The sequence below is a fragment of the Hydrocarboniphaga sp. FW305-C-57 genome (assembly GCF_058783045.1).
Genome location: NZ_JBYSYG010000013.1, coordinates 1 through 23532, shown reverse-complemented (window position 1 = coordinate 23532; position 23532 = coordinate 1). Strand labels below are relative to the sequence as shown.

The 23532-nt window shown below is 65.4% G+C and carries 14 protein-coding genes; 9 read left to right on the top strand and 5 right to left on the bottom strand.

The features are described from left to right. Positions 1 to 78: 78 nt before the first annotated feature. From AC3WUM_RS20930 to AC3WUM_RS20900, 7 genes are all read left to right on the top strand, one after another. Positions 79 to 1794 (top strand): hypothetical protein, encoded by a 1716-nt coding sequence (locus tag AC3WUM_RS20930; protein ID WP_492412789.1) that lies wholly within the window; start codon positions 79 to 81, stop codon positions 1792 to 1794. Positions 1795 to 1935: 141 nt separating this feature from the next. Further along, positions 1936 to 2982 (top strand): asparaginase, encoded by a 1047-nt coding sequence (locus AC3WUM_RS20925; RefSeq protein ID WP_492412788.1) that lies wholly within the window; start codon positions 1936 to 1938, stop codon positions 2980 to 2982. Positions 2983 to 3000: 18 nt separating this feature from the next. Continuing rightward, complete coding sequence (locus AC3WUM_RS20920; protein WP_492412786.1) at positions 3001 to 4125, top strand: asparaginase; 1125 nt, start codon at positions 3001 to 3003, stop codon at positions 4123 to 4125. Beyond that, positions 4115 to 5251, top strand: coding sequence for an acetamidase/formamidase family protein (locus tag AC3WUM_RS20915; RefSeq protein ID WP_492412784.1), 1137 nt, complete (start codon positions 4115 to 4117; stop codon positions 5249 to 5251). Before AC3WUM_RS20920 ends, AC3WUM_RS20915 begins: the two co-directional genes overlap by 11 nt. Before the next feature lie 238 nt (positions 5252 to 5489). Further along, a complete protein-coding gene (locus AC3WUM_RS20910) occupies positions 5490 to 7013 on the top strand; it encodes an amidase (RefSeq protein WP_492412783.1) in 1524 nt (507 codons plus the stop codon). Positions 7014 to 7052: 39 nt separating this feature from the next. Further along, complete coding sequence (locus AC3WUM_RS20905) at positions 7053 to 8636, top strand: amidase (RefSeq protein ID WP_492412781.1); 1584 nt, start codon at positions 7053 to 7055, stop codon at positions 8634 to 8636. A gap of 10 nt (positions 8637 to 8646) precedes the next feature. Continuing rightward, on the top strand, positions 8647 to 10161 hold the full coding sequence (locus tag AC3WUM_RS20900; RefSeq protein ID WP_492412780.1) for an amidase: 1515 nt from the start codon (positions 8647 to 8649) through the stop codon (positions 10159 to 10161). Between the two features lie 97 nt (positions 10162 to 10258). Here the strand turns inward: AC3WUM_RS20900 and AC3WUM_RS20895 are convergent, their stop codons facing one another. The 5 genes from AC3WUM_RS20895 to AC3WUM_RS20875 form a co-directional block, all read right to left on the bottom strand. After that, positions 10259 to 11578 (bottom strand): sensor histidine kinase, encoded by a 1320-nt coding sequence (locus tag AC3WUM_RS20895; protein ID WP_492412778.1) that lies wholly within the window; start codon positions 11576 to 11578, stop codon positions 10259 to 10261. A 64-nt stretch (positions 11579 to 11642) separates the two neighbouring features. Beyond that, the gene (locus AC3WUM_RS20890) at positions 11643 to 12302 is read right to left on the bottom strand and encodes a response regulator transcription factor (RefSeq protein ID WP_492412777.1); all 660 of its coding nucleotides are present in this window, start codon (positions 12300 to 12302) and stop codon (positions 11643 to 11645) included. Positions 12303 to 12332: 30 nt separating this feature from the next. After that, entirely contained in the window at positions 12333 to 14753 is a 2421-nt protein-coding gene (locus tag AC3WUM_RS20885) for a TonB-dependent receptor (RefSeq protein WP_492412775.1), read from the bottom strand. 237 nt (positions 14754 to 14990) lie between these two features. Beyond that, the gene (locus AC3WUM_RS20880) at positions 14991 to 17303 is read right to left on the bottom strand and encodes an amidase family protein (protein WP_492412773.1); all 2313 of its coding nucleotides are present in this window, start codon (positions 17301 to 17303) and stop codon (positions 14991 to 14993) included. 314 nt (positions 17304 to 17617) lie between these two features. Next, on the bottom strand, positions 17618 to 19924 hold the full coding sequence (locus tag AC3WUM_RS20875) for an amidase family protein (protein ID WP_492412772.1): 2307 nt from the start codon (positions 19922 to 19924) through the stop codon (positions 17618 to 17620). Positions 19925 to 20164: 240 nt separating this feature from the next. Between AC3WUM_RS20875 and AC3WUM_RS20870 the strand changes: the two genes are divergently transcribed. Beyond that, the gene (locus tag AC3WUM_RS20870) at positions 20165 to 21706 is read left to right on the top strand and encodes an amidase (protein WP_492412770.1); all 1542 of its coding nucleotides are present in this window, start codon (positions 20165 to 20167) and stop codon (positions 21704 to 21706) included. 42 nt (positions 21707 to 21748) lie between these two features. Beyond that, a complete protein-coding gene (locus AC3WUM_RS20865) occupies positions 21749 to 23380 on the top strand; it encodes an amidase (RefSeq protein WP_492412768.1) in 1632 nt (543 codons plus the stop codon). Positions 23381 to 23532: the final 152 nt, after the last annotated feature.

The window sequence follows — 23532 nt, the reverse complement described above, 5'->3', positions numbered from 1 at the left end:
AGCGAGGCTTGCGCGCGCACGTAGGGTGACCGCTCCGGCGTTCGTCAGAAGCTAGGAACCCGACGCGAAGGACGTGAGATGGCCAACAGCCAGGGCCTCGTCGAAGCGCTGCCGCTGACCGCCGCCCCGACGCTGCAGGCGCCCCGACAGAACTGGATCCTCGATCCGGTCCAGGACATGGCCGCGATCATCCTGGCGCCGCTGCTCGTGCTGGCGCTCGCGCTGCTCGCATTCGCAACGCTCGGCGCCGTGGCGGCCACCGCCCTGATCATCACCACGCACATCGTCATGACGGTCGCGCACCATCTACCGACCTTCATCCGCATCTACGGCGATCTCGAATTGTTCCGCCGTCATCGCGCAACCTTCATCATCGCGCCGCTGCTGCCGTTCTCGCTGTCGATGGCGGCCGGTGTCTGGCTCATCACGCACGATCTGCCGATCGAAAACCTGCTGTACGTGTTCCTGCTCGCGGTGATCTGGGACCCGTGGCACTTCCTGATGCAGCACTACGGCTTCATGCGCATCTACGACCGGCACAACGCGGCCCCTCGCAGGATCGCGGCGCGCATGGACCTGCTGCTCTGCGCGAGCTGGTTCGTCGCCATCATGGCCGCCGCCGGCGAATGGCTCGCAGGCCTGCTCGAAGACCTGTACCAGAGCGCCGGCCTGCCGCTGCTGCTCGCGTTTTCGCCGCGGGTCATCGCGCTGCTGCAGGAAATCAGCCTGTTCGTCGCGCTCGCGGCGACCGCGGCCTATGCGGTGTATCTGCTCTGGTGCCGGCGCAACCACTACTTCATCAGCCGCAGCAAGCTTGCGCTGTTCGCGAGCAGCTTCGGCGTGATGCTGCTGACGTACACGCCGAACGCGCTGATCGAATCGCTCGCTCCGGGCTGGAGCTTCAAGGCCGGCTTCGCGGCCGTGGGCATCGTGCACATGACTCAGTACCTCGCGATCGTCTGGCGCTACAACCGCGGCCTCGCCGCGCAAACTCAGCGTGCGCGCGAAGGCTGGTTCCGGCGTCTGCATGCGCGCGGCGGCTGGATCGTCGGTGTCGCCTACGTCGCGCTGTGCCTGGCTTACGGCGAGCTGCTGACGACGAGCTGGGACAGCCGCTGGCTCATGGCCCTGCTGATTTCGCTGGGCCTGACCTCGACGCTCATGCACTACTACTTCGACGGCTTCATCTGGAAACTGCGCCAGCCGGACAATCGCGGACCGCTGGACCTGCCGGCGCTCGCCAGTGCGCAGCCGGTCCCCCAACACAAGAGCGCCGCCGCCTCGCGCGTCGCGCTGCGGCAGCTCGCGTACTTCGGCCTTCCGCTCACTGTGCTCAGCGTCGGCGCCGGGTCGGTCTGGCAGGGCACGCAGGGCGACTACCTCCAGCATCTGCTGCAAGCGCAGAAATTTTCGCAGGCCGGTGACGCCAGCGAGGCCGCGAGCGAGGCGCAGTCCGCGTTCGCGCTGATGAACCAGCAGCTGCCGATCGAACGGCGCATGGTCGAGCTGCGCCCGAGCGCCGATCGCGAAGCCAAGCTCGCCTTGCTGATCTACAACCAGTCGCGGCTCGAACACCTGGTGTTGCCTTCGCTCGCGCATCGGAAACCCGAAGCCTCGGCCGTCGCCGAACATCGCGAACGCACGCGCGAAGCCGCGAGCTGGCTGCGCAAAGCGATCGACAGCGGGCAACCGCTCGCCCATGCGGGCCGGCCGCAGATGAATGCCGAAGGCGCGCAACGCCTGCTCGCCGCCTGGCTGCGTGAAATCGAACCGGAGCGCAGCGTGCCGCACTGACGCGCGCCGACACGCTCACTCACCACCGAACCGATCACGACGCCGCTCCCACGGTGCCGGCGGAACGCTTCTGCCTGCGAATCGCTCGCTCTTACACACACGCTTCTTACACACACGCGCTTCAACGAGTCCTTGCCCGCCATGATCCGAAACCTGCTGTTGAGTCTGGCCCTGCTGAGTTGCGTGCTGGCGGCGGCGCCCGCCGTGGCGCAGAGCGCTGCGAGCCCCTTGCCGAAAGTGCGTTTGTTCACCACCGGCGGAACCATCCAGAGTCGCGGCGCGCATCGCCAGAAGCTCATGGAATACAGCGACGGCAAGGTCACGCCCGAGCAGCTCGTCAGCGATCTGCCCGAGCTCAAGGAAGTGGCGCAGCTCGAATACATGGAGATTTCCAACGTCGGCTCGCCGAGCGTGAACACCGAGATCCAGCTCAAGCTCGCCAAGGAGATCAACGCCTGGCTCGCCAAGCCCGAATCGGCCGGCGCCGTCGTCACGCACGGCACCGCGACGCTAGAGGAGACCGCCTACTTCCTGAACCTCGTCGTCAAGTCCGACAAGCCCGTGGTGCTGGTCGGGGCGATGCGGCCGTTCACCGCGGTCAGCCGCGACGGCCCGTTCAATCTCTACAACGCCGTGCGCGTGGCCGGTTCGCCGAAGGCACGCGGCATGGGCGTGATGATCCTGCTCAACGACGAGATCAACGCGGCCCGCGACACCACCAAGGGCAACACCTATCGCATGGACACTTTCGTCGCGCGCGATCTCGGCCCGCTCGGCTATGCGGACTCCGACCAGATCGTGTTCTACCGCAAGCCCACGTACCGGCACACGAGCAGATCCGAATTCGACGTCTCCAAGCTCAGCAGCTTGCCGCGCGTCGACATCACCTACGGCTATCAGGAAGACGATGGCGCGGCGATCGATGCCTTCGTCGCCGCGGGCGCCAAGGGCCTCGTGCTGACCGGCGGAGACAAGGATGCGATCAAGCGCGCCCAGGACAAGGGCGTGGTGATCGTCAGCAGCGATCGCAAGGGTTCTGGCCGCGTCGTCGAAAGCGAAAAGGCGGCTGCCGAGAAGCGCGTGACCTCCGACAACCTGCTGCCGATGAAGGCTCGCATCCTGCTGCGCCTGGCACTGACCAAGACCAGCGATCCGAAGGAAATCCAGCGCATGTTCAACCAGTACTGATCGGGACGAGCACAGATCATGACTCGCAATCTTTCACTCGTCGCCGCACTGAGCCTCGCTGGCGCGCTGCTCTGCTCCGCCGCATTCGCGCAGGAAATCCCGCGCCACGCGCCACCGCCGGCGATGCCGGCGGATGTCTCCAAGCTGCCGACCATCGTGCTGATGTCCTACGGCGGCACCATCGCGAGCCGTGGCACGCCGCGCCTCAACGTCACCAACTACGGCGGCAAGGACAACAAGCGCGTCGATCCGCAGGATTGGCTCAATGACCTGCCCGAGCTGCGCGGCGTCGCCAACATCGTGATCGACGACGAGCGTCCGGCCGAAGACGCCAAGGAACCCGCGAGCTACGAGGACCAGGCGCGCATCGCCAAGCGCATGAACGAGCTCGTGCGCGATCCGAAGATCAAGGGCATCGTGCTCACGCACGGCACCAACTCGATGGCCGAGACCGCCTACTACCTGAACCTCGTGGTCAAGACCGACAAGCCGATCGTGCTGGTCGGATCGCAGCGTCCGTGGACGGGCCTGTCGGGCGATGGCCCACGCAATCTCTACGATGCCGTGCGTGTCGCCGCGTCCAAAGAAGCCTGGGGCAAGGGTGTGCTGCATGCGATGAACCAGCTCATCAACACCGCGCGCGACGTCGACAAGACCAGCGCGTATCGCACCAACACCTTCGTCGGCGTCGACGTCGGCGCACTCGGCTACGCCGATCCGGATCGCATCGTGTTCTATCGCGAGCCGGTGCGCCGCCACACTGATGGCTCGGAATTCGCCGGCAAGGCTTATCCGAGTCTGCCGGTCGTCGAAGTGGCCTACGCGTATCGCGAAGCGCCGGGCTATCTGATCGATGCGATGGTCGCCAACGGCGCCAAGGGCATCATCGTCGAAGGCACCGGTGCCGGCAGCCCGACCTCGAGCGAGAACGATGCGATCAAGCGCGCGCAGGAAAAAGGCGTGATCGTGGTCGCCACCGCGCGCACGCATGGCGGCCGCGTGCAGGATACGCCGCGCCGTCGCGAAGCCAAGATCATTCCGGGCGACAACCTCAAGCCCGAGAAGGCTCGCATCCTGCTGCAACTCGCGCTGACCAAGACCAGCGACCTCAACGAAATCACGAGAATCTTCAATGAATACTGATCGCCTCGCGAGCACGATGCGTCGTGCGCCCGCAATGCTGCCCGTCGCGCTGTGCCTGCTGCTCGTCTGCGAATCGAGCGGCGCCGCCATGCCGGCCTACGAGCATCACGTCAAGCTGACGCCCGAGAATTCGGTGATCGGCAACTACCCGGCCGACAAGAGACCCATCCTAACGGTCAAGTCGGGCGCCACCGTGCGCATCGACGGCGGCGGCGGAAACCGCTGGGGAGACGAAGAGCCGATGAGCTGGATCGCCAAGCAGGGCATCAAGCTCACGGCCGAAGAAACCGTCGCGATCCGCGAGATCGAGCGCGTGGTCAAGGAAACGCCGCGCCAGGCCGGCATCCAGAGCGGCCATCTGATCGTCGGCCCGATCGCGATCGAGGGCGCGATGCCCGGCGATACGCTCGAAGTGCGCATCAAATCGGTGGTACCGCGCATTCCGTATGGCACCGTCGGCGGACGGCCCGGACGCGGCGGCATTCCGGACGACGTCAAGGAGCCTTTCAGCTTCGTCGTCGGCTTCGACGCCAAGCGCACGATCGGCCAGTTCTCGCCCGACATCGCGGTTCCGCTCGCTCCGTTCCAGGGCGTCATGGGCACCTTGCCCGCGGCCTCGGAAGGCCCCAATCGCCGCAGCGGCCCGCCGGGCCTGTTCGGCGGCAATCTCGACTGCAAGGAACTCGTCGACGGCACCACGCTGTTCCTGCCGGTGTTTCATCCGGGCGCGCTGTTCTACACGGGCGATTCGCACGCCGCACAGGGCGACGGCGAGATCACCGTCAACGCGATCGAGACCGCCAACACCTCGGTGCTGCAGTTCATCCTGCACAAAAACACCGGGCTCAAGGTGCCGCGTGCGGAGACACCGACGCACTACATCACCTTCGGCCTCGATCCCGATCTCGACAACGCGATGATGATGGCGATCCGCGAGACCAATACCTTCCTCGCCGAAACCAAGCAGCTGCCGTTCGAGCGCGCGTTCGCGCTCGGCAGCATCGGCATCGATTTTCGCGTGACGCAAGTGGTCGACGACACCAAGGGCATCCACGCGATGATTCCGAAAAACTTGTTCCTCAAGGACAAGACCCAGTTTTGGGCGCCTGCGCCCAAAGGGCGCTGAACTTCCTGCAGCGTCAGTGGAATCTCTGCTCGGGCTTCACGAGTGCCTGAGCGGAGGATCCCAGCCCCTGCCGCCGGCCGGCTCCTTCCACTCTCCTGTGAAACGGCCGGCGGCCTTTTTTTCCGCATTCCAGACCAAACCGAACAACGCTGCTCATGACGAACGGCGTGGGGTTTCGCATGCCCCGCGCGTCTGACTCATAGCCAGCAGAACACCCAAACGACGGAGCCTGCCGACGATGTTCAAGCCCCATACGACGCCCTCGCTTTCACGTCGGCGATTTCTCGGCAACAGCGCCGTGGCCGCAGGCGGTGCGCTCGCCTTCGCCCACTTTTCGCCTGCACTCGCCGCGCTCGCGCCCGGCGACGTCCTCGCGCTGTCGGCCACCGCCGTTGCCGCCAAGCTGCGCAAGGGCGAAATCAGCGCCACCGACCTCGTCAAGCGCTGCTATGCGCGCATCGACGAAGTGAATCCGACGCTCAACGCGGTGGTCTTCACCTGCCGCGAACGTGCGTTCGCCGAAGCCGCGGAGCTCGACCGCATGCTCGCATCGGGCAAGACCAAGGGCCCGCTGCACGGTGTGCCGTTCACGATCAAGGATTCATTCGATACCGCCGGCGTGGTCTCCACCGGCGGCACGCTCGGCCGCAAGCAGTACGTGCCCGGCGCCGATGCGACCGTGGTCGCGCGCCTGCGCGAAGCCGGCGGCATTCTGCTCGGCAAGAGCAACACGCCCGAGTTCACGCTCGGCGGCGGTGCGCGCGGCACCTACAACCTCGTCTACGGACAGACCTACAACGCCTACGGCCAGCGGTATTCACCGGCCGGTTCCTCGGGTGGCGCGGGTGCGATCGTCGCGGCCGGCGGCGCGTACTTCGACATCGGCTCGGACTACGGCGGCAGCATCCGCGGGCCTTCGAACTTCAACGGCATCGCCGGCATCAAGCCCACTTACGGACGCGTGCCGCGCACCGGCCACATCGTCGGCTACGGCGGGGCCTACGACAATTTCCAGGAAACCGGGCCGATGGCGCGCTACGTCGAAGACCTCGCGCTGCTGCTGCCGATCGTCGCCGGGCCCGACGGCTCCGATGCCGCGATGGCGCCGGTTCCGCTCGGCGATCCCGGAAAGGTCGAGATCAGAAAGCTGCGCGTCGCCTATTACCTGAGCGATGGCGTCACCGAGCCGAGCGCCGAGATCAAGGCGATGGTCACGCAGTGCGTCGGCTACTTCCAGAGCGCGGGCTGCAAGATCACGCAGGACATGCCGCCGAAGATGAAGGAACTCTCCGACGCGCGCCGGCGCTTCAGCGGCGCCAGCGGTGGAGACAACATGCGCCGGCTGCTCCGCAAACACGGCAGCCTCGAAGCCTCGCCGGGCCTACGGCTCGATGGCGACGAGATCGGCAGCGCCGAGTTCACCGCGGCCTGCGAGGCGATGGACGCGATCAAGAGCGAGCAGCTGGCCTGGTTCGAGCAGTACGACCTCATCGTCTGCCCGAGCAGCGCGACGGCGCCCAAGCCCGTGCCGCCCGAATTCACGCGCCCACCAAACGGACCGAATCCCGGCGGCGGCTACAACAGCCAGTACAACACCACGGGCTGGCCCGCGGGCGTCGTTCGCGCGACGACCTCGAAGGACGAGGCCGGCTTGCCGCTCGGCATTCAAGTGGTCGCGCAGCCCTGGCGCGACGACATCGTGATCGCCGCGCTCGCGATGATCGAAAAACAGACCGGCGGCTATCGCGCTCCGGCGCTCTGAGCCCTTCCCTCTTTCTGCCGCAAACGCACGAGCAATCCGATGAACGATGGAACGCCGCAGCACCCACAGAACTTCGTCTCCCAGCATCTGGTTCCGAATCCGCAGAACCGCGAAAGCCTGAGCCGACGCACGCTGCTCGGGCTCGCCGCCGCGGCGAACGCGGCAGTGCATGCACCCGCGCAGTCCGCCGACACGAGCGACGAGATCATCTATATGTCGGCGACCCGGCTCGCCGGCCTGATCCGCGCGAAGAAAGTCTCGGCCAGCGAAGCGGTCGAGGCCTACATCGCGCGCCAGCTCGCGGTGAACGACCTCATGAACGCGGTCGTCATGAACTGCTATGCGCGCGCACGCGCCGAAGCCAAGGCACTCGACGCCGCGGCCGCCCGCGGTGACTGGAAAGGCGCGCTGCACGGCGTGCCGATGACGCTCAAGGATTCGATCGACACCGAAGGCGTGATCTCCACGGGCGCGACCTACGGCCGCCAGCAATACGTGCCGAAGAAGGACGCGACCGTCGCCGGGCGCGTGCGCAAGGCCGGCGCGATCCTGCTCGGCAAGACCAACACGCCGGAATTCACGCTCGGTGGTCTGGCGGGCATCAGCACCTCGAGCAACCTGCTCTACGGCTCCTCGCACAATCCCTACGATCTGACGCGCTCGACCTCGGGCTCCTCGGGCGGCGCCGGCGCGATCGTCGCGGCCGGTGGTTCTGCCTTCGACATCGGCTCGGATTGGGGCGGCAGCATTCGCGGGCCCGCGCACAACAACGGCATCGCCGGCATCAAGCCGACCAGCGTGCGCGTGCCGCGTACCGGCCACATCGTCGATTACGGCGGCATCTTCGACCTGTGGCAGCAGCTCGGGCCGATGGCGCGACGCGTCGAAGACCTCACGCTGATCACGCCGATCATCTCGGGCCCGGATTTTCGTGACGCGAGCTGCGCACCGGTGCCGTGGGCCGATCCGGCCAAGGTCGAGCTCAAGAAACTCAAGGTCGCGTTCTGCGCCGACAACGGCGGCATCGGCCGCTGGGCCACCGACGACGACACCAAGAACCTCGTGCGCCAGGTCGCCAAGTGGCTCGAAGGCGCGACGCAATCGGTCAGCGAAGATGCGCCGCTCGCGCAATTCGAAACGCTGCGCGATACGCGCAACACGCTCACCAGCGGCGACGGCTGGGCCTTCTACAAGCGGCTCGCGGACAAGTGGGGCACGGTGAACTTCTCGCCTTCGCGCAAGGAGGCGATCGCCAATGCCAAACCGATCAGCAGCGCGGCGATGGTCGAGGCCTGGGAGCAGCACGACGAGGCCAAGTCGCGCATGCTCGGCTGGATGAAGCAGTACGACGTCTTCATCTGCCCGACTTCGAACAAGGTGGCGCAACCGATCGACGCCGAAGGCCCGACCTGGCCTGCGGGCAAGGACGCGGGCTGGCCGTACACGGGCGTGTTCAATTCGAGCGGCTGGCCGTCGGTGGTCGTGCGTTGCGGATCGTCGGCCGACGGCAAGCTGCCGATCGGCCTGCAGGTGGTCGCCGCGCCGTGGCGCGAGGACATCTGCCTGGCCGTCGCGAGCTATCTCGAAAGCCGCAGCGGCGGCTGGAAGAAGCCGCCGATCTGAGTCCGCCGCCATGACCGCCACGCTCTGGAATCGCCGTGAAGTGCTCGGTGCCGGCGTCACCGCCGCGACTTCGCTCGCGCTCGGACGCGCGATTGCGTCGGACGCGAAGCCGTCCTCACCTGCCGGCTCGCTGATCGAGCGATCCGCCAGCGAAATCGCGGTGATGATCCGCGAGCGCAAGGTCACGGCGCGCGAAGTCGTCGACGCCTGCTATGCGCGCATCGATGCGGTGAATCCGCGCATCAACGCGGTCGTCGCACAGTGCCGCGCGCGCGCCTACGCCGAAGCCGAACAGGCCGATGCGCTGCTCGCGCAGGGCAGGCTGCTCGGCCCGCTGCACGGCGTGCCGTTCACGGCCAAGGATTCGTTCGACACCGCGGGCGTGGTTTCCACGGGCGGTACGCTCGGCCGCCGCGATTTCGTGCCCGGACGCGATGCCACCGCGATCGCACGCGTGCGCGCGGCCGGCGCGATCCTGCTCGGCAAAACCAACACACCCGAATTCACGCTCGGCGGCGGCGCGCGCGAAACCTACAACCTGCTGCACGGCCAAAGCTACAACCCTTACGGCGAAGGCTATCTGTGTTCGGGATCGTCGGGCGGCGCCGGTGCGATCGTCGCGGCCGCGGGAGCGTACTTCGACATCGGCTCGGACTATGGCGGCAGCATTCGCGGCCCCGCGTTCGCCAACGGCATCGCCGGCATCAAGCCCACTTACGGACGCGTGCCACGCACCGGGCATATCGTCGGCTATGGCGGGCCTTTCGATAACTTCCAGGAGATCGGCCCGCTCGCCCGACGCGTCTCCGACCTGTCGCTGATCCTGCCGATCATCATGGGCCCGGACGATTCCGACGCCGCGATGGCGCCGGTCCCGCTCGGCGATCCAGCGCAAGTGGACCTGAGCAAGCTGCGCATCGCCTGGTACATCGACAACGGCAGCATCCGCGTGAGCCGCGAAGTGCAGGCGATGATCGAGCGCTGCGTCGGCTACTTCACGAGACTCGGCTGCAAGGCCAGGCAGGACCGGCCGCCGCGCTTCAAGGAGCTCGCCGACGCGCGCACCGCGTTCTCGGGCGCCGACGGCCGCGAATTCATGCGCCGCCTCATGCGCAAGCACGGCACTACGCAGCCTTCACCGGGCTTGAACATCAAGGGCAGCGAACTGCCGAGCAGCGAGCTCACGCGCCTGTGCGAACAGATGGACGCGATCAAGAGCGAGCAACTCGCCTGGTTCGAGCAATACGACCTGATCCTGTGCCCGGTGACCTGGCGCGCGCCGCAGAAAGTGCCGAGCGAATACCTGATGCCGCCCGAATGGGGCGCGGGTTACGGCGGCATGACCAGCGAATACAACACCACGGGCTGGCCGGCGGGCGTCGTGCGCGCGGGGACTTCGAAGGACTCGCCGGGGCTGCCGCTCGGCATCCATGTCGTCGCGCAGCCATGGCGGGATGATGTCGTGCTCGCTGCGCTCGCGCATGTCGAGCGGCAGACGGGCGGATGGCGGATGCCGGGGGCATAAGCCCGAAAGATGATCATGCAGCACATGGGAACCTTGTCGCACGTGCATCCGGACGACATCTCTAAAAAATATTCCTGTTGCCGAGAAAACCTGTCGCTCACGGGCCGCTGGAATTGGGATGGGGGCCGGAAAACTCCACCACGAAACGCGCCCCGCGGGCCGCATTCGCGTCGAGCGACAGGCGTCCGCCTTGCCGTTCCATGATGCACTTCGCGATTGCGAGGCCCAAGCCTGCGCCGGGCCCCGAGGCATTGGGACCGCGGCGGAACCGCTCGAACAGGGACGTAGCGGCATGCGCAGCAATTCCGGGCCCATCGTCGGCGATGATCACGGCCGTGGAATCAGCGGACAGCGTGATCGATGCACCGGCGGGAGTGTACTGAATGGCGTTCTCGATCAAGTTGCGAAAGACCAGGCGCGTCAATGTTGCATTTCCATGCGCAGGCACGGATGCCTCCGGCCTCGCGGCGGTCACGTAATGCTCTGATTCGAGCGCAACAGGCGCCAGCTCCCGAGCGACTTCCAGCGCAACGGCGTAAGCGTCGAACGCGGCGAACTGGAACTCTTCCTGCGAGTCGAGACGCGCAAGACAGAGCAGTTGCTCGACGAGCCGCGCGAGCTGTTCGATTTCGAACGCAACATCGCCCAACTCCTGGGCCGAAAAGCGAGACTCGAGCCGTGCTCGCAACGTCGCAAGCGGGGTACGCAGCTCATGCGCGGCGTTGGCGGTAAATTCCCGCTGCACGCGATAGTCTGCTTCGAGCCGATCGAGCGAGGCGTTGACTGCCTGAACCAGCGGAACGAGCTCCCGAGGAAGGTTCTGGGCATGCAAGCGCTCGTCCAGATGATGCAGAGACAGCATCGAGGCCTGATGCGAGACCGCACGCAAGGAGCGCAGCGATGACAGCACCGTCACGACCACGACGCTGACCACGGCGATCAGCAACAGGGCAATCGGCCAGTACAGCTCATCCAACGCGCCGAGCATGAGCTGGGCGAGCAGACTCTCTGTGTCTTTGAGATTCCGCACCACACGTACCCAGTATCGACCGCGAGCATCATGGAGTTCGAGCGCGGCAGCCATGATGCTGTTGCCCGATAACGCATCCGTTTCCCGCTGCATGACGATCTGTTCACCATCTTGAGCGACCGGCAATGGCAGATAAGGCGCAGAGAAGCCGCCCGACTCCAGCACGGTGCCATCTGCGCTCAGCAGTTGATAGCCGTTCAATGTATCCGGCTGGGCGTAGAACTCTTGCAGAGACCGTGGCAACTCGAAATGAGGTGAATCCGTCCCCGACACGATCGACGCGCGCAGGCCCTGCACCTGGACGGCAATGCTCTGGCCTTCCAAACCCCACAGTCCGTCGCGAAACTCGAAGTACAACAGCAGATAGCTGCCGGCCAGCGCCAGCACGACTACGATCGTAAGTCGAACGACGAGTACCCGAAGTAGTGACGGGGCGCGCATCGAGCCGCGATCAGGAGGCAAGATAGCCCAGACCGCGCAGAGTCCGGAGCGACACATCGGCGCCCGCGGCAGCGAGCTTCTTTCGCAACCTGTGCACTTGTGTCTCCACCGAATTCGCGCTCCGGTCCTGCTCGAAATCGTACAGGCATTCGCCGAGCCGATCTTTCGAGATGACACGTCCCTGATTGCGCAGCAGCGTTTCGAGCACGATCAGCTCCGAGCGTGTGAGATCGAGCGCCGTCTCGGCGACGGTGGCGATGCGTGCGGACGTATCGAGCTTCACGTTACCGAGCGTCAGCATGCGACCCAATGCCGCGCCCGGACGACGCAACAGCGCGCGCAGCCGAGCGATGAGCTCCTGCATCGCGAAGGGCTTGATGAGATAGTCATCCGCGCCGCAATCCAGGCCGCGAACGCGATCCTCGATCGTACCCAGGGCGGTGAGGATCAGCACGGGTGTCATGCTGCCTCGGTCACGCATGTCCTTCAGCGCGCTGAGGCCGGTGCCGTCCGGGAGCATGAGATCGAGCACGGCGGCATCGTAGTCGGCCGCTCGCCAGGCGCTCAGTCCCTCGGACGCCGAGGCCGCCGTATCGACTGCGAATCCTTGCGCACGCAGACTCTCCGCGACAGCCTGACAGAGACGCTGGTTATCTTCGATGATGAGCAATCTCAATGGGAGGTCTCGGTGCGGGGCTCATTATCCGCCGGGCGTCCAGGAGTATTCGAACCTGAGCCCGATGGTGGGAAGCGGCTCGTCGAGCCCTTCGATGACGTTGACACCGCGACGTTCGTCCCATTCATAACCATTGGCGTTCTCGCGCCCGTAAACGTTCAGGATGTCCAGATAAGCAACCAGACTCAGCGGGCCGAAGCGGCGTTGGTAGTCCGCGCGCAGACTCAGCGAATGATAGACGGGCAGACGCTCGGCGTTGGTGCGCGTCAGCTCCTTCGAATAGCGCACGGGGCCCGCGTCCCCCAACACGTCGCTGTGCACGACGAACGCATCGGTGGGCCGGCCCGACGCATATTTCCATTTCGCCGAGAATGTCCATCGATCGCTCGGCTGCCAGGCGCCGACGATGCCGAACGCATGCGGCCGATCCCAATCCGACGCATATTCCCCTTCGCCGAGCTTGTCATCGCGGCGAGCGCGCGAGTATGAGTAGGTCGCCGAAGCGCTCCAGCCTCGACTCATGCGCTTGGCAAGCATCAGATCCACGCCCGTCGCGGAACCCTCACCGATGTTGGTTGCGGTGTTCGTGGTTCGATCGTCGAACACGATCAGATCGTCGAGCTGCTGATAATACCCTTCGGCCGAAAAACGCAGGTCCTCGCTCAGGTGACGGGAATAGCCCAGCACCCACTGCGCGGAGCGCTCGCTTTTCAGATCGAGGTTGGACGGATCGGCTGCGATATCGAGATAACGCGGTGTTTGATAATACACGCCACCGCCGGTCCACATTCGGGTGATCGCATCGGGTTTCCAGCTCAATAGCAGGCGCGGGGCGACGACGGAATTTCCGGAAAACCCATCGCGCTCGTAGCGTACTCCGGGTGTCCATGTGAAATCGCCGAGGGTCCAGGCGTAGTCGGCATAGGCGGCAATCTGCGTCTCCGCCGCGCTCAAGCTTGAGTTGTATTCCTCGGGCGTCAGCACGATGTACTGTTGTGCCGGGTCGGCGCGAAAGTCGGACTGTTCGTACACATACCGTGTCCAGTCGCCTTCGAGCCGACGGTCGAAGTCGAGATCCACGCGTGCGAACCGCGCACCGGCGGAGAAGATTCCATCCGGGCCGAGCAAGGTCCTGAAATCGCTGCGCCAGCCGATCTCTGTTTCACGTTCGTCGATGTGCAGAATGTTCTCGCGGACCGGCGTCGTCGCAGGGGTCGGGTCGGGACCCGCGAGATCCGGATATGCCTCGCCTTCCGTGCTTGTCGTATCGCTGTTGCGGTAATAGAACGTATTACGCAACTGTGCGACCTCACCGGGAGACCAACGCCACGTCACGCCGAGCAATGTGCTGTCCTGCTTCGAGTCCTCGAGCCCTAGGTCCTCGAAGTTTTCGGATTCGAGCGCATTCTCGACCGTTCGCTTGGAATCCTCGCCTGCGTGAATCGCCAGCAGCTCGATACGATGATCGTCATTCAGATCGGTGACGGACTTCGCGATGAAATCAGTCAGGCGCTGCGTACCGATGTCCTTCTCACCGATCGCGTCGAACAATCTGCTGAAATCGAACCGGCGCGCCGACAGCAGCAAGCTGGTGTTGTCGACCACGTAGATCGGCCCGTCGTAGTCCGTTTCCACTCCGATAATGTCGACTCGTGCGCCAACCGTAGAGCTCACGGGGTTGCCGTCCGCGATCTCCAGCTCCAGCAAGGAACCATTCCTTCCGCCCTCGGCCGCGCGCCAGCCGCCCGGAGAAAACTTGGCGCTGCCGATGATGTTCGGTTCGAAGATCGAATATCGTCCGCCGCCATCGACGCCTTCCTGCTCGCCGAGCGACTCATCGAAGTGCGCGACCTTATCGAACGGAATGCCATCGATCAGGATCAGGTTGTCGCGTGGCCCATTGCCGCGCACGGTGAAGCTTGAGAACTCACCCGTCGCGACGACGCCCGGCAGAACGTCCAGCGCGCGGACTACGTCGCCTGCGCTGCCAGGATTGCGTCGTATCTCTTCGCGCTCCAACAGCACGGTGTTCTGCGTCGCCCGCGGATCTCCTGCGGGAGCGCGCGCCGAGACGACCACTTCGGCGATCATCTCATCGCTGCCGCGCACCAGCGCGAATTCGACGGCAGCCACTCTGCGAAGCACGACCCTTACATCCGCCTGCACAGCTCTCGCGTAACCCGACTCTTCCACCTCGACCGAATACACGCCTTCAGGCACTCGATTGAACGAAAACTCTCCGGCGGTATCGGCTTCAACCGTGCTGTAAACCCGCTGATTACGCATTAAGTGCACGGTAGCTGCCGGCACCGGCCGTTCGGTCACCGAATCCACTATGCGTCCACGAACGGTGCCCGCTGCCTCCTGTTGCGCCTGGGCATGCGCCGGAAGCGAGATAGGTGCCACGAGTAGGAGCGTGGTAAGCGGCAACAATCTATGCAGCATGGTGGGTTCCTTGGACGGTCGATCGTCATCGGAATCCAAACTAGCAATCGATTCTGTCGCGAAACTTGCAAGCGGTGCGGTCTAACAAAAAAGATGTGCCTGGTAACCGAGTCATGCTGACCGGCGACGGATCCTTTCACTCCTACTGGGTGAGTGCCGCAGAGCAGTCACTGGCTGCGGCTGGAACTCGCACAAAGTAGTCACTCGACATATCCGAACGACCAGCTGTGCTGCCGTTCAATCCACTGCCCCAAACCCCGGCGGCGCAAACCGGTGATGCGTCGCCGACTCGTAGGCAGTGCCGATTTTGATCAGCACCGGCTCGGCGCCCTGACCCGCGAAGAACGTGATCGAGATCGGCATCGGGTGCGGCAGTCTCGAGCGCGGCGTGCCGGGCTTGAGTACCGAGACGTAGTCGCTCGCATCGTCGTTGAGCGCGAACTGCGGCTCGACGACCACTTCGGTGGCGCCGGCCGGAACCGCGATGCGCGGCACCTGGAAGAATGGCGTGATGCCGTCGAGGCTGATCGCGCCGACGTTGGGGCCGAGGATCTTCGGCGTCGGCACCGTGTTCTCGGGATGCACGAAGGCGTCGATGCGGTTCTCGCGCATGACGCGCTCGAGCGCGAGGCGCGCGATGTAGCTGCGCGCGAGCCGGTCGCTCTTGCCGTCGGCGAAGTGGCCCTTGAAGTTCACCCAGTTCTCGGCGCCCGCGCGTGACTCGTCTTCGCGGAACTTGGCATTCGCGGTCCACGCGGCCCAGTCCCTGATGCGCGCGTCGCCGCGCTCGGCCAGATAGCGGTCGACGTCGAACGCCAGGTCGGCGCATAGCGCGGAATGGCAGGGCTCGGCACCAAAGTTCGCGAAGTTGACGATGTTCACCGCCTTGGTCAGCGGCGCCTCGCGGCGGCTCAGCTTGAGCAGGTAATCGTAGGAGGTGACATCCCAGCCCGGAACCGCGAACACGAGCGCGCCCTTGGCGTCGCGGCGCGAGAAAATCTCGGGCATGAGCCGCGGCAGGATTTCAGACAGGGCGTCCGAGAAACCGTAGCGCAGGTTTTCGATTTCGGCATCGTCGGGATAATCCGGCGTCACCGTCTCGACGAGTTCCGCGCCGAGCCGATCGCGCAGCACGGTCTTGATCTCGCGATCGATCTGCTCGGAAATCGCCTCGTGATTCGCGGTCTTCTTGACCATGTGCTCGCGCAGGATCGCGATGCGCAAGCCCTTCAGCGGCTTGGCTTCGCGCTCGAGCCGCGCATCGTCGATCACCGATTTCGCATACGGCTGCTCGGGCGTCAGCGCCTTCGGCAAGGCGGTGAACGGATCGCGTGTGTCGTAATAGCCCTGCGCATCATCCCTGGCCGCATCGAGCACGAGCACCGCATCGGCCAGCGTGCGCGCGTGAATGCCCGCGCGATCGTTGAACCACTGATAGCCGATGCCGCCGTTGTCGGGCAGCAGGCCCTTGGTCGTCAGCAGCGTGGTGACGCCGTTGCGCGAGGCCGGGCCCTGGCAGGACATGCCGGATTGCTCGCAGATGCCCACCGTCACGAGATTCGCACCAACCGCCGCGCCCGATCCGCCCGACGATCCGCGCGTGACGCGCTCGGTGTCGTAAGGGTTGCAGGACTGCCCGCCCCAGGAACCGAAGGCCTGGCCGCCGCTCACCATGTTGGTCTTGGGCTTGGCCGTGCCGCCCGGGTCGCCCGGCCCGCCGTTGAACTCATGCGCTTGCGACTTGGCGTAGATGATCGCGCCTTTCGCTCGCAGCCTCGCGATGATCGTCGAGTCGAACGGCGGCGCATCCATCGCGAAGTTCACGTCGTTGTTCGCGGTGCTGCGCATGTCACGCGTGTCGTAGACGTCCTTGGCCGCAGTGGTGATGCAGTACATCGGCAGCTTGGCAAGATCGGGCTTGCTGCCGTATTGCGCATCGAGCTCGGCCGCGCGTTCGAGCGCGTCGGGCTGCTTGCGGAATTCCTCGCAGGCCGCGGGCGCGCCGGCCGGCAGCGGACCGGTCGACGGATGCGCATCGAACTTGCCCTTGCAGGTCACCGATCGTTCGCCACGGATGTTGATGGTCTCGAGCGCGTTGACCTGCCCGGCATCCGGAATGCCGACGCGCAGGCCCATCTGCGCCATCACGCCCGGATCGGACACTGTCGCCTCCATGCGACCGTAATCGAGCGGCAGGCCCTTGTACTGGTCGAGATCGGGCAGCACGGTCGAGGCCTTCACCGTGTGCGTCGGAAACTTGAGCGCGGCCCCGGCGCGCACCATGCCCGTCGCGGCGGGCACGTCCGCGCCATCGGCGGTGACGAGCGCGGTGCAGACGCCGTTGTAGGCGCGTGCGCGATCGATGTAGGCCTGCACGACCTGCTGGCACGTTGTTTCGCCGGACTGGATCGCGGCGTGGATGCTCGCGATGCTCGCTTCTTCGACGTGGAATTTCTTCGGCGCATCCGCGCTTTTCGGAGGCTCCACCGGCATCGCAGGCGCCGGAGCCTTCGGTTCACCACAACCTGCGACGCAGACGGCCAGCAGCATGGCAACGCTGCTCCGGCACGACGATCTATGAAGTCTGCTCAAGGCGCTCTCCTTGCTGTCGATGATTGGAGAAACAAGACCAGGGAAACGGGAAAGCACGTTTCTGCCACGATGCGAAGCCGGTTCCGGCTCTGCCGCTACAAATGCGAATACAGCGTCACTCGCTTGTCCCCTCTCCCATGTGGGAGAGGGTGGTCCGAAGGACCGGGAGAGGGGCTGGTCGAAAATGGCGCTCACTTTCCAACCGGCCCTCTCTCCCCGCCTTCGGCGGGACTCTCTCCCGCAAGCGGGAGAGAGGAACAACTGCACTGCACTTACGGCTCACCCGCGAGCGGGCCGAAGTCCTTCGGCGGCTTGCGATGATGCGTCGCCGCCTCGTAAGCCGAACCGACCTTGAGCAGCAGCGCTTCCTCACCGGGAGCGGCCCAGAATGCGATGTTGTACGGCAGCGGATTCGCGAGTGCGGTCGGCTGGGTACCGGCCACGGTGTCGTAGCGCGTTCCATCGGCGCTCAGCGCATATTTCGGCTCGATCATGCTCGTCGCGAAACCGGCCGGCACGAACACTTCGGGAATGCCGAGGCGCGCACCGTAGCCGAAGCCCGAGCGCAGATCGCGATTCGGCTCGTTCGCTCCGCCGATCTTCGCGGGCAAGGTCGACAGCGGCGGATTCACGAGCACGTCGATGTCGTTCTGCCGCATGAGCTTGATCATCGCCATGCGCATCGCATCGCGTCGCTTCATCGTGTACGTGGTGTCGTAGGTCTTCGGGTCGATCGCCTTGTTCTCCCAGTTCTTCGCCGAGGCGCGCTTGGCGTCGGTAAAGTATTTGGCGTTGGCGTTGAGCGTGGCCCAGTCGTAGACCGTGGCGTCACCACGTGCGTTGAGATACTTCTCCATGTCGAACGCAAAGGTATAACCGGTAACGCTGTCCGGGCCTTCCGGCGGATTGCCCATGATGCGGCGCAGATTGAGGTTCGCGGGCCACGGCGCCTTGTGGTTCGCGGCGGCGACGAGGTACTTGCGGCTCGTCACGTCCCAGCCCGGCACGCTGAATTCGGGCTTGCCGTCGGCGCTCTTCCACGACAGAACCTCCGGCATGTGGAACGGAATGACTTCAGCCATCGCCTCCTGGAAACCGAACTTCACATTCGGAATCGTCGGATCGTCCTTGAACTGCGGATCGGTGGTCTCGACGAGTTCGGCGCCGAGATCCTTGAGCACCTTGAGCTGGCCATTGACGCCATCGATGATCGCCGCGTCGCTCGGCGCGATCTTCACGAACAGCTCGCGCACGACGCCGATGCGCAGGCCCGCGAGCGGCTTGCTCGCGCCGGCCGGCGTGATCGCCGAGACGTACGAGGCTTTCGAGCTCAGCACCGGCGGCAGCGCGGTATACGGATCGCGCTCGTCGAAGTATTCGCCGGTCTTGCGATCACGGAAGGCATCGAACACCGTCGCCGCATCCTTGACCGACTTGCACAGGATGCCCGGGCGATCCTGGTACGGATTGGCGCCGATCGCGCCGCCGTACGAGATCATGCCCTTGGTCGGCACGAAGTTGACGACGCCGTTGTGCGTGCCCGGATTGCGGCAGGAACCACCGGTGGTTTCGCAGATCGAGCAAACCACCAGGTTCGCCGCGACCGAGGTGCCCGATCCACCCGAGGAGCCGCCGGTTTCGCGCTCGGTATCGTAGGGATTGCAGGTCGCCCCGCCCCAGGTTTCGCGCGCCCCGCCGGTGCCGAAGCTGGGCTTGTCGACCTTGGTGTCGCCGCCCGGGTCGCCGCTGCCGCCGTTGTATTCGGAGTTCACCGCGTGCGCGTAGACGATCGCGCCCGAATCACGCAGGCGCGAAACCATGGTGCCATCGCGCGGCGCGAAGTCGGTGGCGTACTTCACGTCGCCACCGCCCGTGGAGCGCATGTCCTTGGCGTCGTAGACGGCCTTGAACGACATCGGCACGCAATAGAGCGGCATCTTCTGCGTATCGGGATTGCGTCCGTACTGCTTGTCGAGCGCGGCGGCGATTTCGATCGCATCGGGCTGCTTGCGAAAGGCCTCGCAAGCCTTGGGGCATTGCGCAGGCAGCTTGCCGCTCGCGGCGTCGCATTCGGCCTTGCAGCTCACCGAGCGCTCGCCGCGCAGGTTGATCGTGTCGAGTCCGTTGATCTGCCTGGCGCCCGCGATGCCGGCGACCATGCCGTACTGCTGCTTCACGGAAGGATCGGACATCGTCGCTTCCATGCGTCCGTAGTCCGGCGTCTTGCCCTTGTAGCGGTCGAAGTCCGGCAGCAGCGTGCGAATGCCGACGGTCTCGGTCGGAAACCTGATCGGCGAACCCGCGCGCTGCGTGCCGAGCGCCGCGTCGACCGCCGCGCCATCGGCCGTGACGAGCTTGGTGCAGACGCCGTTGTAGGCCTTGGCCCGCGCGAGATAGGCCTCGACGACTTGCTGGCAGGTGGTTTCGCCCGAGCGGATGCCGGCGTGGATTTTCTCGATCGAGGTTTCCTCGAGCTTGAAGGCCTGGGCCGCGCCGCTGTGCGCTGCACAGGCCATCGTCACGAGCAGCAACAAGTTCCGCCGCCAGCCGGACCGCGTGCGCAATGAAACTGTAGGCATCCCGCTTCCTCCCGATGAACACCGCTGTTTTTCCGCATCCAACGAGTCGGACGATCGCGAATCGCAGTCCCCTACCCGCCGATCGTTTCGCGGCTCGGCGCAGGCGTGCCGATGGATGGCGTCGCGAAGCGCGGTGGTAGGGGGAGCCGCAAGCCGGTCGTCTGAATCATCGGAACGCGCCTGCGTGGCGTCGATTTCCGGCATCAGCATTCGACGGCAACGAGCAAGGGAGAGGGATCGATGAGCGCAATGAACGACAGGCGCGCGACGCGGTTGGGGCGCAGCACGCGACGTCAGTTCCTGATCCAGTCCGGCGCGGCGGCAGTGGCGGCGAGCAGCTTCGCGGCGACGATGCGCGCCGAAGCCCAGGCCGCCAAGGCGAGCATTCCGGACGACGTTCTCTACACCTCGGCGACGCGCCTGGCGGCGATGATCACGAGCAAGCAGATTTCGTCGGTGGAACTCACCAAGGCCTATCTGGCACGCATCGAAGCGGTTAATCCGAAGTTGAATGCCGTGGTCACGCTGTGCGCCGAGCGCGCACTGCAGGAGGCCGCCGAAGCCGATGCGATGCTCGCCGCGGGCAAGAGCATGGGTGCGCTGCACGGCGTTCCGTGCACGATCAAGGATTCGCTCGAGACGCAGGGCGTGCGCAGCACCGGCGGCACCACGGGCCGCACCGAATACATCGGGACGCGCGACGCCACCGTGGTCGCGCGCGTGCGCCAGGCCGGCGCCATCGTCATGGGCAAGACCAACACGCCGGAGCTCACGCTGTCCGGCATGACCACGAACCTGATCTTCGGCAAGACCCACAACCCGTACAAGATCGGCTATCAGCCCGGTGGCTCGACCGGCGGCGGCGCGTCGATCATCGCGGCCGGCGGGTCACCGTTCGACATCGGCACCGACTTCGGCGGATCGATCCGCGGGCCCGCGCATTTCTGCGGCATCACCGGTCTCAAGCCGACCACGGGCCGCGTGCCGCGCACCGGACACATCGTCGATTACGGCGGCTATTTCGATGCCTTCCAGGTCGTCGGCCCGCTCGCGCGCTGGAGCGAGGATCTCGAGCTGATCACCTCGATCATCGCCGGCCCCGATTATCTCGACGCCGCGATCCTGCCGGCGCCGTGGACGCCGGCGTCTGCGGTCGACCTCAAGAAAATCAAGATCGCGTACTACGTCGAGAACGGCAGCGCCAGGCAATGCACGCCCGAGACGCGCGCCGCGGTGATGAAGGTGGTCGGCCTGTTCAAGGATCTCGGCGTCAGCGTGGTCGAGGATTGCCCGAAGGATCTCATCAAGGAATCGCACGAACTGCGCAACGCGCTGTCGACGGCCGACGGACGCGAATGGGTCAAGCGCATGCTCGCCAAGTACGGCACGATGACCGCGTCGCCGGTGATCAGCCTCGTCGACACGCCGCGTGCGCCGACACCCGAGTTCACGCGACTGGCCGAAGCCTTCGACGCCAATCGCTCGAAGTTCGCGCAATGGTTCGCGTCCTACGATCTGATCATCGCCCCGGTGAATCCGACGCCGGCCGAACCCTGGCCCGAGCAGCCCAAGGCGCTCACGCCTCCGCCCGGCAACTACGGCTACACGCCCACCTATAACAACACCGGCTGGCCCGGTTCGGTCGTGCGCGCCGGCACCTCGCCCGAAGGCCTGCCGATCGGCGTGCAGATGATCGCCAAGCCTTTGCGCGAAGACGTCGCACTCGCGGCGGCGGCCTTCGTCGAAGCCGGCACCGGCGGTTATCAGAAGCCCACGATCTGAGCTGCGTTCACCACGAAGCATACTTCTCAAGAGCAGCGAGCCATGAACGATTTTGATCGCGATGAAGCGTCTGCGGAGCACCTGCAGGCCGATGTGGAATCCGCAGCGCAGGACAGCCCGGCGAGCGGCACGGCGCGTTCGCGTCGCGCGCTGCTGTTCGGCGCCACGGCGGCCAGCGCCGCCCTCGCCGCCTGCGGCAAGTCCGCCGAGCCGACCTCCACCGTCAGCGCCGGCGTCGCGGCGAAGACGAGTTCGACACCCGTCGACAGCGACATCGTGTTCGCCTCGGCGACGACGATGGCGCAGATGATTCGCGACAAGAAAATCTCCGCGCGGGAGTTGCTGAGCGCCTGCTACGCGCGCATCGACGCGGTGAATCCCAAGTTGAATGCGGTCGTGCAGTTCTGCCGCGATCGTGCGTACAAGGAAGCCGACGCGGCCGACGCGGCGCTCGCCAAGGGCCAGCTCAGCGGACCGCTGCACGGCGTGCCGATGACGATCAAGGATTCCTGGGACACCGCCGAGGTGATCTCCACGGGCGGCACGCAGGGCCGCGCCTTCTTCGTCCCCGAGAAGGATGCGACCATCGTCGCGCGCCTGCGCGCAGCCGGCGCGATCCTGATGGGCAAGACCAACACGCCGGAATTCACGCTCGGCGGCGTCACCGGCATGGGCACCACCGTCAACATCATCTACGGCATGTCGCGCAATCCCTACGACCAGACGCGTTCGACGTCGGGCTCCACCGGCGGCGGCGGCGCGATCATCGCGGCGGGCGGCTCGCCGTTCGACATCGGCACCGACTTCGGCGGCTCGATACGCGGACCTGCGCACGCCAACGGCATCGCCGGCATCAAGCCGACCACGGGCCGCGTTCCGCGCACCGGACACATCGTCGACTACGGCGGCGTGTTCGATTCGTACCAGCAAGGCGGGCCGATGGCGCGGCGCGTCGAAGATCTGCTGCTGTTGATGCCGATCCTCGCGGGCCCCGACAACAAGGACGCGATCATCATGCCGATGCCCTGGGCCGATCCGGGCAAGGTGTCGCTCAAGGGCCTGCGCGTGGCTTGGTATACCGACATGGGCAAGGACGACAAGGGCGAGGCGGCGAAGCCGACGCCCGAAGTCATCGAAGTCGTCACGCGCTGCGCCAAGCACTTCGAACAGCTCGGCTGCAGCGTCACCGAGTCGCGCCCGCCGGACATGATGGCGATCGCGGATATTTCGACCAAGCTGCGCGAAGGCGACGGCAATGCCTGGCAGAAGCGCCTGACCGAGAAGTACCACACCACGGTGCCGGGCCCGAATCGCCGCTTCGACTATCCGCTGATCGGCACGGCCGAGTTCACCGATCTGCTCGAGCAGCGCGATGCCTGGCGCGCGAAGATGATCGCCTGGGTCAAGGACTACGACCTGATCGTCTGCCCGCCGTCGACCGGCCCTGCGCCGGTGATCGGCTCGCGCGAAGGCGAAGGCAAGCGTGGCACCGGCTTCACGAGCACCTACAACATTGCGGGCTGGCCGAGCGGCGTGGTACGCGCGGGCACTTCGCCCGAGAAGATGCCGCTCGGCGTGATGCTGACCGCGCAGCCCTGGCGCGAGGACATCGTCCTCGCCGCGATGTCCGAAATCGAGCGCGAGTACGGCGGCTGGCAGAAGCCGACCATCTGATCGAAAACGCTCAAACGCTTCAGGTCGACCGCAGTCCGGAACAAAGGCCGGCTGCGGTTCTTTTTTTGCCGAGGACAGTACTGTCCGGGGAAAGTGGTCTGTCCTGTTTTCAAGTCATTGATTGAATTGTTCTGATGGCTGTTTCGGGGCTG